Raw genomic sequence first — 14767 nt, 5'->3', positions numbered from 1 at the left:
TGGATGTAAGGAAGCGATCTTAAAACAAGTCCCTTCCTGCCGTCCATGACGATAAAGCATAGGATTTCTTATTAAACAAGCGGCAAAAATTAGAAAAAAAATGTTTTGCTATCACCATTGAATTAGGCAAGTGCAGTTTGGTCTCTACATGAATCGCATGAATATCTTCAGGTTTTAGATAGCGGCGTAGATGTTCTAAATAATCTGGATGTTCAAGCCAGCGTTGAATCAAATTGGAGTCAACCTCCAAATGAAATTGGAGCCCCACGCTATTATGATGACAAAAAGCTTGTACACACTGACTATTTTCTAAAAGTATTTCAATGCCTGGAGCGGTCTGATTTGCAAATTGATGCCATTGAAAAACATGTGTGGGAAGATCAAACAGTCCAAATAAATCATGATCGCCACATTTGTTTACTTGTGTCCATCCGAGCTCAGGCTTGTCTAAAGCATAACAGTTCCCTCCCAAGGCTATATTCAGTAATTGGGAGCCTAAACAAATCCCTAATATTGGCATTTCTTTAGCAATTGCTATCTGCAACAATTCTATTTCGTGAATTAGATGCGGATATAAATCAAGCTCAGTAGGATGCATGGCACCGCCGAGGACAACAATGCCATGATAACGATTCATATCAACCCGCTGAAGGGGATCTCGGGCAAAATTAACATAGCGAATACGCAACTTCATCCTTCTTAAGGTATGAATAATGATACCCAATGGCTCATAAGGAGAATGTTGTAAAACCAGAATTCGTGCCATTATTATTTTTATTTGAATTAATTATTTTTAAGTATAGCCTGATGACTTTGGTAATTTGAATCCAAGACAGCTTTTTCCTTCATAGCACATGTCTAAAGATTCAACGTTCATAACAAAGAATTAGCTTGTTTGATTGCAACTAAATCTTATACACATCGATAAAAAAAGCCTAGTGCCTATTCCAGGCAGAGATGTGTACTCAAGTAACATTATACAACGCTGTTGCCAACTACCAAATGACGATCGTCCGGAGTATTGATACATTGTTGAATCGCTTCAATACGTAATACTTTAATTTTTCTATTAATTTCATGCCCTATGTATTTCGAAGCGAGATCTTTGGTGTCAATGGATTTGGCTGCTTGAAAGGCTTTGCGGAGTTGTTCTGCATAAGACTCTTCTTTTGTACACAACTCAAAAATATGTAAGCAATGCTCAAAACGTTCTTTATTATGGAACGCGCCAATGTTTGTCAATAAATCCAATAACCCTGCTGCACCCAGTTCAGGAACCCGTCGAAATTGCGGCAAATGCTTACTTGTTAATAACGCTAGATCACGGTACTGATTTGGTATGTTGTATTGTTTGCAAAACGTGCTTATTTCTTTTTGAGACTGGCTTTGCATCAAAATAGCGAAACGAGCGTATGCTGAATCTTTATGAGCAACTGCTCGTTGCAACACCTTAATGCTGGAGTCTAGTATGTCCATATCAGGGAATAAAATACTATCTGCACCACATTGTTTAAGCACATCGAAGAAATTTTCCGGATATTCTCCCATAAGAGCACGTTCCAGTTCCTTCCAGATTTGCTCAGAGCTCAGTTCACTTACTGTTCCCTTAGCAACCATCTGTTTCATAAGCACCATCGTTTCTGGTGCTACTTGAAAGCCTAAGCAAGCGGCAAAACGTGCTGTACGTAGTAATCGAAGAGGATCTTCAACAAATGCTGAGGATACATGTCTTAATATATGGTGCTCCAAATCAGCTTTTCCATTATATGGATCGATCAATTCACCCAGTTTTCCTTCTTCAAGCTGAAAAGCCATGGCATTTATCGTCAAATCCCGCCTACTTAAATCGTCCATTAAAGTAATCGCAGGAGAGAAATCAAACTCAAAACCAGCATGTCCAACTCCTGTTCGCTTTTCACATCGAGCAAGGGCATACTCTTCTCTAGTTTCGGGATGTAAAAAAACGGGAATGTCTTTTGTTTCTTGGCTGCTAAGTACAGGTTTATATCCCATATTTAACATATCGTCCCAAGTTGTACCAACAACTACCCAATCATTATCTTTGGGGAGAAAGCCGCGTAATTTGTCACGTACCGCGCCTCCGACTAAATAAATTTTCATAAGATTTATAGTATAAAATTTTCCGGTAATTGCGTATTTTATATACAGGAAGAAAAAACATCAATTCTTATGTTTATTTTTATATCGACGATATTTAGATGCTATCACTTTGTGAATTGCTCTTACACTTGAAATCTTAGTCAAATGGAGCGAGGATAATAAAAAATATTATTTATATTATAAAGAATGAATTTATTTACTGCTGCAGTTCAAGTTATTCCGGCCGGAGAAAATGTTGTACAGACAACTCCGCGGCATTTTACGTCGTTATTTTTATTCGCGCAAATTTTAAGCATACTAATTGGCGTATTCTTTCTTTTCATAGCGTTTTATATATTGCGTCCAAAAGAAAAAGAGCAAAGACGCATTCAAGATCAATTTTTATTTTATTTGATCTTGGGGATTTTTTTCGTTAGTTGCCCTTTTTTACTTGAATATTTTGGATATTGAATACGGTAAATCACTCATGCCAATCCTTAATATTCTCACACCCTTGTGTTCATTTACATTAAAGGTCATAGATTAAAAATAGTTTTATAAATTCATCGCTGATATTTTAAGTGGGATCTCTTTGTCTTATTTTCCATATTCGGAGCTGCATTTTAATATTACACGTCTGAAAATACTCTTTTTTTCAACTAAAATTAAATAATCATTAAAAAATAGGAATCGATATGATTAACATTTTTTTAAATGAAAAACTAAATACACTCTTCTTTGGCTTTATTTAAATGAAAGAAAAAAGCATTTTAAAAAAAACGGTTTTATATAATCTGACTGTTGTCTTTTTTTATGTTTCAAGTGGCCTTTTAGGACTCATGCTTGCTGTACCGCCAGGTTATGCCACCACAATCTGGGCGCCATCAGGAATTGCACTTGGCTCAGTTCTTGTATGGGGATTACGAACTTTACCAGGCATCTTTCTTTCTTCGTTCCTCCTCAATTCTTATGTAACATTTAACAATGCGGGCCATATTTTTGAGTTTTTAAATTTATTCACCGGATTAATAACAGGTTCTGGAGCACTACTCCAGGCATTATTTGGCTGGTGGCTTGTCAAACGTTTTGTTCGTTTGAATAATCCATTGCATCTCCCTAAAGATATTCTTCTTTTTGCACTTCTCACAGGGCCGGTTTCTTGTGTTGTTGCCGCAACCATTAGTAATGTGGGACTATGTTGGTTAGGAGTAATATCCCCTGAAAACTTTTCATTAAGCTGGGTTACCTGGTGGATAGGAGACAGTATTGGAATACTAATTTTTACTCCTGTTTTTCTGATTTCATTTGCCAAGCCTAGAAAATTATGGGAGTGCAGAAGATTACCCATTCTACTTCCTTTATGCTTGACGTTCATTATAGTTGTTATTGCCCATATATTTTATAGTCATGCAGAATCAAAGCGAGTGCAATCAAAATTCACTGAATTAACCCATTATAAATTTAGTCAAATGACCGAGAAGCTTAAATTAGTAAATGAAACCGCTCATACAATTTCTCTTTTTCTAGCAACAACTCCCACTATAAATAAAGAAGATTTTCAAAAACAAGGAGCTTTATTATTGCGAGAATATCCAATGATTCAATCCATACAATGGGCACCTAAAGTAACCAACCGAAATGATTTTGAAAAAAAATATCAGCTTGAAATATTGGATAAAAACCATGGAAATTCCTCCAGGAAGAAATCATTGTATTATCCTATTCTTTTTACAGTATCAAAAAATACTAATATTTTTCATGATGGTTATAATTTATTAACCAATCCAAATCTTGTTAATCGTCTAAATACTCCAAATAATACTCCGAACAAAGCCCCTGTAATATTGGGTAATGAAGGTAAAATAGATAAGATGCTCATTATTTCTGAGATATACCGAGAAAATCAACTTGCAGGATTTACTATTTTACAAATTAATTTTATTAAACTTTTCAATCAAATTTTTGATAATTTTTTAAATTACTCAAACCTCACGATTAAAGTAAATTCACCTGACTTAAAAATCAACCCTATTTTTGAGATTTATAATAATAAAATACAACAGGATCAAACTGGGTTATTTAGTATTACTTATAGACAATACTTTTCCGACTCAGAATGGAATATCACGGCTATTTTATCTCCGTATTTTTTCCATCGTGAATACTCCTGGTATGTATGGTCTGCATTAACAGCAACTCTATTTTTTTGTGTACTAATGAATATTATTTTATTTATTCTCTATGGACAGCGCTACTTAATCCAATATCTTGCCAAAGCAAAAACCATGCAACTCAGAACAGAAAAAGCAAAAAACCTCCTCCTATTAAATGCAGCTAGCGAAGGCATATTGCGAATAGATTTAAATTACAAAATCACTTTTATCAATCCAGCCGCTGAAAAATTACTGGGGTATTCAAGTAATGAATTAAAAAATGAATCCATAACTAAAATTCTTAATAAACAAATAACTACCCCCTCTTCTGACTCAATTGAAAACTCATCAATTTATCAAGCCATCCAGAGTGAAACCATAATCAAAGCAAAAGAGGCGGTATTCTGGAAAAAAGATCATAGCTATTTTGGAGTGGAATACACCTGTATCCCTATCATAATAAATCATAAGCTTACAGGAGCTGCTATTATTTTTAGTGACATTACTGAACAACTTGAAAATGAGAAGAAGCTAATAAAAATGGCTCATTACGATCCTTTAACCAAATTACCTAATCGTTTGAGCTTTTTCGACTACCTGGAACAAGCCTTAGCACGATCTTTAAGAAACAACACCCAATTAGCTGTATGTTTTATTGATGTTGATAATTTTAAAATTATCAACGATACCTATGGACATGTTTGTGGTGATAAACTATTAATGGCTTTGCCCGGAATTATCATTCCCCACTTGCGAGAAATTGATTATTTTGCACGAATAGGTGGAGATGAGTTTGGATTGATTATTGAAGAAATAAATCAAATTGAGGATTTGATTAAAATATTCGAGCAAATTTTAGCAGATTTTCATAATCCAATAAAAATAGACAACCACTTCATCAAAACATCCGTCAGCATTGGAGTCGCAATGTATCCTCAAAATAGTTCAGATACACAAACACTTTTTATAAACGCTGATACTGCTATGTATCATGCCAAAACAAAGGGTAAAGCCACTTTCTCTTTTTTTAAGTGAAGTGATCACCAATTCTGCAAGTTATTTACCGAGATAGCCAATGACAGAGAGAAGAAAACAACAGAATTATCTCAACAGCATACCCCCTATAAAAAGTTGCTCCCTTTAAATGATAACCTTATTACCGAACCTCGAGTTAAAGAAAAAGTAATCTATACTTAAAGAAATTCAATCAGGAAGACGGAAAACATGAAACAAACAGGGATGGTGCTGCAAGGAGGAGGTGCACTAGGAGCCTATGAATTTGGTGCCTTAAAACAACTTTATGAAAATCCTCAATTCTCACTCGATATTGTTTCGGGAGTTTCTATAGGTGCTATCAATGCCGTGGCCCTTGTTGGATCTAAAGATGAACCCATCGCGACTCTTGAAGCAATGTGGGAAGAGTTTACGATTTTTTCATCTCCTTTTCTAAATGATAAGTTAAGTTCCTATTTGGCTTTATTTGGCAATCCATCCTTTTTTTATCCACGAACTGACTATTGGAATTTAGCAGATTGGACCAGTTTTTATTTCACTAAGCCTTTACACCAGTTATTAGAAAAGTATATTGACTTTAAAAAAGTAAATAATACCTCTACGCGTTTAATTCTTACTGCAACAGATATTGCTACTGGCAAGATAAAAACATTTACAAATCAAGGTAAAGATCGAACAGAAATTACCCCCTTGCATGTTTTGGCGAGTGGCAGCTTGCCACCTGGTTTTCCTATGACCATGATAAAAAATACCTATTTTTGGGATGGAGGTTTATTTGAAAACACACCGCTCTCCCCTGTTTTAGAATGCCTTGATCCTGATCCTGAGGTAAAAAAACAAATTATTGTCATCAATCTTTTTCCGAGCAAAGGCAAAATACCTGCCAATATGGCTGACGTTTTTGACAGAATTTTTGAAATTCAATTCTCCAATAAGATCCGATTTAATAAAGACTTAACGGTAAAAATTAATGAATATATTGAGGTAGTAAATGAAATTGATAAAATTGTTCCTCCTGATAGCCCTATCAAACGGCTACCAGGATACCAACGTCTAATCAATTACAAATACATTGAAAATATCCTTTATATTGAAAATAAGGATCCAGAAAATGTAAGCGCACCTTTTGATTTTTCTTCCAACACAATTAAAAGGAGAATCGCTGCGGGTTATCGAGATGCAAAAAGAGCTTTAATGTCGCTGAACTCATGAACTTGTTACATCAAATCAACAGTCAAAAAATTGCTGTAGCATCCTACAAACAAATAACTTAAAAGATCAGGCATACCAATATCAAGCTAATTCAGCCTTTACACTAGTTGCTTATAGAAAATACAGTCATGAAACCTGTATAATAATCAATCTATGACTATTTAAGGTTGTTTTGTGCTCTATAGCACAGGTTCTGGATAACTAAATCCCTTTTAGAAAAATTAAATTGTTCATCTTTAGTGAGGTTTATGTATGAGGATTTTCAAGTTGAGCAGGTTAAGCGTTTTAATGCTCGGGTTGACTGGTTTGTTAACTATAAGTGAGTATGCTTTCTCGCAGAATCAATGTCAGGGTGGCGGGATGTCGGTGCGCTTTGACTTATCAAAAACCAACAACACACATATCGAAAATAGAAACACATATATTGTTGTGCTCGGTATTGATCCAACCACTAAAAAACATGCTTATGTTAAATTTAATGATGGGAATCATATTGGTACGCTTGTTGATATTACTGATATAAAGATGAATGGAAAAGACTATGGTATTTCATTGTCTGAATTAACCCCTAATTCAGGCGGAATAGCGCAAGCCTGCATACCCCATCTTACTTCTGGCAGAATTTATATTTCTTTTGGAAATACTCTGGATATACCTACAGACAAGGACTTGCTAACTCCAAAACAACCAGATGTAAACAACCCTCAAACAACTACAAATGGAACACTCTTTGATAAGGTTGAATTTAATTATAGTACCAGTGGTGAAACTGTGATTAACCCGACTGGCGTTGACTTTATTGCTATCCCTTATACCATTCAACAAGCAGGCCATGAGTACGGTCATTTTGGCGGACTCAATGCGGTCATTAAAAATATGAAAACAATCATTTGCCGTAGTGCAGGTGAAACAATAGACTCCCCAGGGTGCAATCAGCGGTGGCTCAAATCGGAATGGTCCAGTCTGGTTGTTTACAATTCAGCAAACTCCTTAATGCGAATCGATGCCCCTGGAAGATTTGGCCATCGATTTAGTGGATATTTTACCAACTATATCAATGAACTAAGCAGGTACTATTCTTCTTCGATAGAGCGTTCTATCAAAATTGATTTGAAAGAATTAAATAAAGGTATTTGGTCAGGAGCTTTTGAGCCTAACAGTCAAACATTAGTTTTTTCACGTGATGGCGAATCCGGCCCTGAAACCTTGTCTTATAATCTGGGTTCACCACAGGTGAGTAATTCAATTTTAATGGGAGCGCAAGCGCCGTTTAAAAATAAAAACGCTGTGGACGCCACTATAGCACGAGATCTGACTTCTGCCATTGTTTCAGGTATGTTAATGCGTAAAGAATCAGCCTTTATTGGTAAAAATTTCTTTGATGCACAAGGCAATCCGGTTTTCAGAAACAAACAACAAATGCAAGAACTGTTAAAATACTACTTCAACAACGTTGATCATTCTGTTGACTATAATGTAAATCAATGTGGCGCTACTAAAGATGCCCCCTGTGTGAATGTTTATTCCGAGGCCATGCATGCGTTGAGTTTTGATAAAAACATAGATCATCCACAAGAAAGCTATTTAAATTCCTACGCCTTCTCCTATGATGACTTTCTAGGTATGGATGGTACAAATACACAGACCGATGCAAAGCCTGCAACGATTGTGATCGGCGATATGAAAAATCGAAAGATTCCACATATAGATTTGTAACAGTTGGAAGGCTCACCCAAAGGATGTAAATGATGATTTTCAATAGGCAATATTGACCTTTGGGTAGAGTAAAATGGTATTGGTCATTAAATTGAAATACCATTTGGTAATCAATTAATTTTTTTGACCATACTCCCACAATTTATGAGTTCTAAGCTACACCACAGCTCACATCATTTGTGATGGGATTATTGTTTGGCTTTATTGGATGGGTAATTAATATTATTTTAGTTTTGCTATCAATGCATTACTCAACACAACACATTATCATTATTAAGTAATATATTGTCTGGTAAATGCTCGCTTAAGTTTCAAAGTTACTGTCTTGCACTCTTCGCAATCTCTTCGGTAATCTTCTGATCTTAAATAACTTTCATATACAATAGATTCCAAAGGCTCTTAATAAAATTACAGTTAACTCTTACTTCATTGATTGATTTTTAATCTAATAATGTTTTTTGGTTTGTGCTAACATGTAGAACCATAGCTTTAACGAGAGCAGCCAAACCTGACGCCTAAATACTAGCATTCCGAAGTATCACAGATATAATTAGTAACAATCACAAATCAGTAATAACTACTCATTACTATAATTAAGGGAGATATTTGAATGGCAGATAAGGACAATAAACAAAAATTCACGACAACAGATTCAGGGATACCAGTACCAAGTGATGAGCATTCTCTAACCATTGGACCAAACGGTCCTATACTTTTACATGATCATTATTTGATCGAACAAATGGCAAACTTCAATCGTGAAAAAATCCCAGAACGTCAACCACATGCAAAAGGTGGTGGAGCATTCGGGCATTTCGAAGTAAGTGAAGATGTCAGCAAATACACCAAAGCTGCTGTTTTTCAGCCAGGAACAAAAACCGATGTAGTTCTCCGCTTCTCAACTGTTGCCGGCGAGCGAGGAAGTCCTGATACCTGGCGCGATCCCCGTGGATTCGCTGTGAAATTCTACACCAGTGAAGGCAACTTCGATATGGTCGGGAACAACACCCCTGTTTTCTTTGTACGCGATCCAATGAAATTCCAGCATTTTATACGCTCTCAAAAGCGTCGTGCTAATAATAACCTGCGTGACCATGACATGCAGTGGGATTTTTGGACCCTTTCTACAGAATCTGCCCATCAAGTAACATGGCTGATGGGGGACCGCGGGATCCCAAGAAGCTGGCGCCACATGGATGGCTTTTCAAGCCATACTTACATGTGGGTTAATACTCAAGGTGAAAAGTTCTGGGTAAAGTATCACTTCAAGACCGATCAGGGGATTGAGTTTCTGACTCAACAAGAAGCTGATCGCTTGGCAGGTACAGACGGTGATTACCATACTCGTGATCTGTATGAAGCTATAGAAAGAGGCGAGTTTCCAAGTTGGACACTTCACATGCAGATTATGCCGTTCAAAGAAGCGGAGACTTATCGTTTTAACCCATTTGATCTAACAAAGGTTTGGCCACACGCGGACTACCCTCTCATCAAAGTCGGTAAGCTGACCCTGAACCGTAATCCGACTGATTACCACACCGAAATCGAGCAAGCGGCGTTTGAACCTAACAATATGGTGCCAGGAACAGGGATCAGCCCGGATAAAATGCTTCTTGCAAGGGTATTCTCCTATGCCGATGCACACCGAGCACGATTAGGTGTGAATTACAAGCAGATACCTGTTAACAAACCCAAGTGTCCTGTCCACAGCTACAGTAAAGATGGTGCAATGCGTATTGAAAACGTCTTAGACCCTGTTTATGCACCAAACTCTAAAGGAGGTCCAAAAGCAGATAGTTGGAGAAATCCTGAGGTAGCGACTTGGGAAACCCATGGGGAATTCGTACGTGCAGCATATACCCTCCGTAAAGATGACAATGACTTCGGACAAGCAAATACCCTCGTACGGAAAGTAATGGACGATGAAGCACGTGAAAGGCTAGTTAGCAACGTCGTTGGCCACCTGAAAGATGGTGTCAGCGAACCTGTGCTAAAAAGAGCATTTGAATACTGGAAAAACATTGATCAGCAACTTGGTGAGCGTATTGAGCAAGGCGTAAGAAAAGCTGGTCATTAAAAAATATCAGGATTGGGTACTGCCTCGAGCGATACTCAATCCATTGAAAAGTCCAAATTAATCGGTTTATATCTAACTGCTTTTAAAAAAAAGTGTTACATTAAAAATATAAAATTATTACCTATTTAGCCATGCAAAAAATTCCTGGTATCCTCGCGTTTTTGAGCCCCTATTTGCGGCAAAACAAACGCTATCTTTGGGTTTTTTTCATTACAGTCTTTTTTGCTGGACTCGAAAGCAGCTTTCAGGCCTATCTGATGAAGTGGGTAATCGATGTTGTCAGCTATACCCCCAAAGAATCCCTTTTACCTCATATCACTCTTCCTGCATGCCTTTATGTCAGTATGGATCTTTACCATAATCTCACTATGCGTGCCTATTTATATGCTGTGATGAAAATGTACCCTGCTGTTAAAGCAAAAATCATTGATGATCTCTTCCATTACATCAGCAAACACAGCATCCATTTTTTCCAAAGTAATTTGGCTGGAGATATTGCCAGTAAAATACAGGATGTAAGTAATGGTACAGAGCCTTTAGTTCGAAATTTTTTTGAAGGATTTATAGCCAGACTTGCGACACCAGTAATTGTCACATTTTTCTTAGCAACTGTATCTTGGAGTTTTTCCTTAATATTTATTATATGGTCTGTGTTATTTGTTTTTATAACATTGAGGCTTTCTCAATCCGTGGGAAAATCCGCGGAACTTTTCGCCCACAATAAAAACCAGATGAGTGGAAGATTGATGGATGTAATTAGCAATATTATTACTGCAAAAATCTTTGGCCAAACCCAATTTGAAAAAGAACACTTGGGGCTAAGCCTAACCTCATTAAAAGTTTCGGAACAACACGTTCAATGGGATTTACTAAAACTACACTTTTTCCAAGGGATTATGACATTCACGTTACTAGCAAGTTTTATGAGCCTTTTGATTTATGGACGTATTTATGCTGATGTAACGCCAGGAGATTTTGCTTTTGTTCTGACTTTACTGATAACCAGCCTGAATCACATTTATGTACTGGGGCAAACGATAGGCGACACCATTAAAGGTATTGGCGAATTTCGTCAAGCCATGAATGTACTAATGTTACCCCATGATGTGGTCGACCTTCCTGATGCGAAACCTCTGGTACTCACAAGAGGAGTAATCGATCTGGAAAATATAGATTTTGGATACAATCCTGAAATGCTTTTGTTCAAGGATTTTAACTTACGCATTGAATCAGAAGAAAAAGTGGGTATTGTTGGAACCTCGGGGGCTGGGAAGTCAACCTTAATTCATTTGCTTCTGCGTCTTTTCGAACCTTTTCGTGGTAAAATAACTATCGATGGACAAAACATAGAAACAATCACCATCAACAGTTTACGACGCGCCATCACACTAGTCCCTCAACAAGTCGACTTATTTCACCGTTCCATCTTGGATAATATCCGCTACGGTTATATTGAAGCATCTGAGGACGAGATATATCATGCAGCCAGATTAGCTGAATGCGATACATTTATCCAACAACTACCCGAAGGATATCATACTCTGGTGGGTGAGCGAGGAATGAAACTCTCTGGCGGGCAAAAACAGCGCATCGCTATTGCACGAGCTTATTTGAAGCCAGCCAAAATTCTGATCATGGATGAGGCTACATCAGCTCTCGACTCGATTACCGAAAGCTATATTCAAAATGCCTTGACATACATCATGCAAGGTAAAACGACTATTATTGTAGCTCATCGACTTGCCACATTAAAACAAATGGATAGAATACTGGTATTAGAGAAAGGCCAACTATTAGAACAAGGTCAATTCCAGGAGCTAATCCAAAGAGATGGACCATTTCGTTATATGTGGAAACAGCAAGCTTTTATATAATGGTAAATTCTTGGCGATGAAATCATCGTGTTCCCTTCTCAGTCAATATACCTTATTTAAAAAGATACAAATTAGTCATGAATGGTGATAAGATTGGCAGTTTAATCATATTTCACTCTTTAAATCAAAGGGTTAGTATACTAAATTTGATTAAAACCCCCTCCTTATTGGGGTGCTCAATCATAAAATAATAACAATTAACAATGGTTTTAAAATGTCTCATCTTTTACTTAAATTCGGGTTATTGGGTTCAGGAACCGGTAGTGCTGTAGGATTAGGTTTAGGCGCTTATTATGGCGGTGTCTTAGGTGCAGTAGGAGGTGCTGCATGTGGCCTGGTTCTGGGTCCTCCAGCTCTATTAATCACCTCCATAGCGATTGGTTTGGCATGTCTAACTGCCGCGGCTGCTGTGGCTGTGCCCTGCTTTCTTGGATATCTATTAATGAAAGCAGTGCTTGAAGCATGTATTATTACCACCAAAGATACCATGGCTTGCTGTCTTTGATAGTAATTCCATTCTACAATCTCAAGATGTGGGTTGGCCAAAGGCCATAGCCGCCAAGCTAAAAAGCATTCGATGTTTCATGCTCAACAGCAAGTACTTCTATCATCCCCGCGCAGGCAGTTTTATATTGGCAGTGTTCGATCATGGATGGATTCCTGCCTTCGCAGGAATGACAACATCCATATTTAAGTAATCCTAAACATACACTTTATTCTTTTGCCAAACCTGGTTTAAGTTTTTTTTCTTGATAATCTCCTAAAATGACACAGACCAACCCTATGATTAGCATGACAAGAGAGATCAAAACGCTGGGGGTTGGTTTTTCTCCAAGAAATAATAACGAACACATAACCCCAACAATTGGTACACCCGTTAAAGATAAAGATGTGGTAACAGCAGGAAAACGTTTGCTTATTTCAACAGCCCCCCAAAAAGCTAAACCTGTAGCAATCGTTCCGATATAAAGATTCAATAATATAGAGAATGTGGTCCAATGGATCACAGGATGTGGTTCAAAAATAAGAGCGCTGATAGCAAGGATTATTGTACCCACTAACAAGTGCCACGGCATAAGTTGCAATATAGACGATTGGGAGGGAACAAAACGCACATGAAGAATAGCAATCGCCCATAATAGGGCTGATAAGAATAATGCAGCGCTGCCTAATAACGCATTGTGATTTGACCAATTAAAATCGAATGGATTAAAAAGTACTATGATTCCTAAAATACCAATAACTAAACCCAACGCTTTGATTAAATTTAAACGCTCATTGAAGAAAATAATCGCTATGGGAGCCACCCAAAGAGGAGTGGAGTAGACTAAAATAACTGCATGCCCTACCCCATTGTAAAAGAGGCCAAAATTGACTAATACGGTGAAAAGGCCAACTTGTAATGCACCAACAGAAAACAAATGAGGAATATCCCCCCGCTTGGGAAAAGTATATTTTTTCTGAATAATCACTAATAAAAAAAGAAATAAGCTGCCCATGATCATTCGTGTAAAACCAAACCATTGGGGCGGCATAAAGTTCATCGCTAATTTCATTAAGGGCCAATTCATACCCCAAACCAATAAAACAAAAGCTAATAATAAAATATTCATGATGATGCTCTATTCCCAGATTTGAAAAATTGATGTCCTTCAATAAAAATGAAAAGCCTCTGACCTATGGTGGTAATACATTAAATAAAAATATTGGTTTTATGTCCTCTTCAGGAAGAATGAAATGAGTATAACTCACTTACAACCTAATTAGATGAGGAATAAGTGCTCTACAGGGATAAAATTTATAAAATTTTTACAAATTAATTATTTTACTCAACGATTTCTATCATCTCTTTTTGATATAATTGACCATATATGTTGTATAGGAACGTTTTCATGTCTACAAACAAAGATAAAGTTAAGGAGCTAATCAGCAGTATACGCAAGGATCGCCAAATAACAGGCAGCACAGATACTCCCGAAGATTTTGTCGATGTAAGAAATCATGTGTCGCAAACCATTCTAAACTATTTAAACGACTTAGAAAAAACCTTAGACCAAGATGATGAAAAAACCCTTTCTCAGAAATTAGGTTCATTAAGAGTTTTAAGCCTGACTATATGTGGTTATGCTCTACTTAATGGTGGATTGGAGCTTATGCATAGGGTGAATGAGTTCTTTACTGGGAAAGACAGGGCAGATTATAAACTGTTAGCGGATTTAGGTGAGAATGTAATAGAAACAGCAAAAAACTTTAATGCACTTCTTGATGATTCATCAAAAAATTTAGGTGAAAAGGTTTGGCTCACAATGAAAGCTTATGGAAAAGCAGTACTAAGCGGCGTTGCAGGATTGTTCAAAGGAGTTCAACATGGGTTTAATAAAGGAGAAGGACTAATCGATACTGTGAGCAGCATGGGTCAAACTTCAGTGGCCGAAGGTTGGGCTGGTTTTTATAAACGATTTTCAAATGAGTTAGCTAAGGCAACCATGAATTCAATGAAAGAATCTATGAGTGCTATGAGAAATTCCTCCACCTCCGAGGTCACTTTGGATACTTCCGTCACTGATGAGCGAGATTTATCCCTCTCATTTCAATAATAAGAACTTTGTTTATCCAAAATT

General features: G+C 37.0%; 10 protein-coding genes. 7 read left to right on the top strand and 3 right to left on the bottom strand.

The window, feature by feature from the left end; all coding sequences use genetic code 11:
• Positions 1–19 precede the first annotated feature (19 nt).
• Both Lpar_RS10460 and Lpar_RS10455 read right to left on the bottom strand, forming a co-directional pair.
• Entirely contained in the window at positions 20–766 is a 747-nt protein-coding gene (locus tag Lpar_RS10460) for a type 1 glutamine amidotransferase (protein WP_172465772.1), read from the bottom strand.
• A gap of 209 nt (positions 767–975) precedes the next feature.
• Positions 976–2121, bottom strand: coding sequence for a tRNA nucleotidyltransferase/poly(A) polymerase-related protein (locus Lpar_RS10455; protein ID WP_058517890.1), 1146 nt, complete (start codon positions 2119–2121; stop codon positions 976–978).
• Between the two features lie 731 nt (positions 2122–2852).
• Here Lpar_RS10455 and Lpar_RS10445 point away from each other — a divergent pair.
• The 6 genes from Lpar_RS10445 (at position 2853) to Lpar_RS10420 (ending at position 12651) form a co-directional block, all read left to right on the top strand.
• Entirely contained in the window at positions 2853–5288 is a 2436-nt protein-coding gene (locus Lpar_RS10445) for a diguanylate cyclase domain-containing protein (RefSeq protein WP_058517888.1), read from the top strand.
• Positions 5289–5477: 189 nt separating this feature from the next.
• Positions 5478–6479 (top strand): patatin-like phospholipase family protein, encoded by a 1002-nt coding sequence (locus tag Lpar_RS10440; RefSeq protein WP_058517887.1) that lies wholly within the window; start codon positions 5478–5480, stop codon positions 6477–6479.
• A 267-nt stretch (positions 6480–6746) separates the two neighbouring features.
• Complete coding sequence (locus Lpar_RS10435; RefSeq protein ID WP_237759390.1) at positions 6747–8195, top strand: beta-1,3-glucanase family protein; 1449 nt, start codon at positions 6747–6749, stop codon at positions 8193–8195.
• A gap of 610 nt (positions 8196–8805) precedes the next feature.
• Positions 8806–10272 (top strand): catalase, encoded by a 1467-nt coding sequence (locus Lpar_RS10430; RefSeq protein ID WP_058517885.1) that lies wholly within the window; start codon positions 8806–8808, stop codon positions 10270–10272.
• 173 nt (positions 10273–10445) lie between these two features.
• Positions 10446–12146 (top strand): ABC transporter ATP-binding protein, encoded by a 1701-nt coding sequence (locus Lpar_RS10425; protein ID WP_162264344.1) that lies wholly within the window; start codon positions 10446–10448, stop codon positions 12144–12146.
• Between the two features lie 214 nt (positions 12147–12360).
• The gene (locus Lpar_RS10420) at positions 12361–12651 is read left to right on the top strand and encodes a hypothetical protein (protein ID WP_058517883.1); all 291 of its coding nucleotides are present in this window, start codon (positions 12361–12363) and stop codon (positions 12649–12651) included.
• 208 nt (positions 12652–12859) lie between these two features.
• On the opposite strand, the gene Lpar_RS10415 is transcribed toward Lpar_RS10420, so the two are convergent.
• Entirely contained in the window at positions 12860–13759 is a 900-nt protein-coding gene (locus tag Lpar_RS10415) for a DMT family transporter (RefSeq protein WP_058517882.1), read from the bottom strand.
• Between the two features lie 279 nt (positions 13760–14038).
• Here Lpar_RS10415 and Lpar_RS10410 point away from each other — a divergent pair, with 279 nt between their 5' ends.
• Positions 14039–14743 carry a hypothetical protein gene (locus Lpar_RS10410; RefSeq protein ID WP_058517881.1) on the top strand — a complete coding sequence of 235 codons (705 nt, stop codon included), beginning with the start codon at positions 14039–14041 and terminating at the stop codon, positions 14741–14743.
• The last annotated feature ends 24 nt before the right edge of the window (positions 14744–14767 follow it).

It is taken from the genome of Legionella parisiensis (genome assembly GCF_001467945.1).
GTDB lineage: Bacteria > Pseudomonadota > Gammaproteobacteria > Legionellales > Legionellaceae > Legionella > Legionella parisiensis.
The sequence above is the reverse complement of the archived record's forward strand: the minus strand, read 5'-3'. Positions and strand labels throughout refer to the sequence as shown.

Bases quoted from the DNA above. Each gene is read 5' to 3' on its own strand.
- Lpar_RS10460 (WP_172465772.1), bottom strand. From the start codon at position 766: ATGGCACGAATTCTGGTTTTACAACATTCTCCTTATGAGCCATTGGGT.
- Lpar_RS10455 (WP_058517890.1), bottom strand. From the start codon at position 2,121: ATGAAAATTTATTTAGTCGGAGGCGCGGTACGTGACAAATTACGCGGC.
- Lpar_RS10445 (WP_058517888.1), top strand. From the start codon at position 2,853: ATGAAAGAAAAAAGCATTTTAAAAAAAACGGTTTTATATAATCTGACT.
- Lpar_RS10440 (WP_058517887.1), top strand. From the start codon at position 5,478: ATGAAACAAACAGGGATGGTGCTGCAAGGAGGAGGTGCACTAGGAGCC.
- Lpar_RS10430 (WP_058517885.1), top strand. From the start codon at position 8,806: ATGGCAGATAAGGACAATAAACAAAAATTCACGACAACAGATTCAGGG.
- Lpar_RS10420 (WP_058517883.1), top strand. From the start codon at position 12,361: ATGTCTCATCTTTTACTTAAATTCGGGTTATTGGGTTCAGGAACCGGT.
- Lpar_RS10415 (WP_058517882.1), bottom strand. From the start codon at position 13,759: ATGAATATTTTATTATTAGCTTTTGTTTTATTGGTTTGGGGTATGAAT.
- Lpar_RS10410 (WP_058517881.1), top strand. From the start codon at position 14,039: ATGTCTACAAACAAAGATAAAGTTAAGGAGCTAATCAGCAGTATACGC.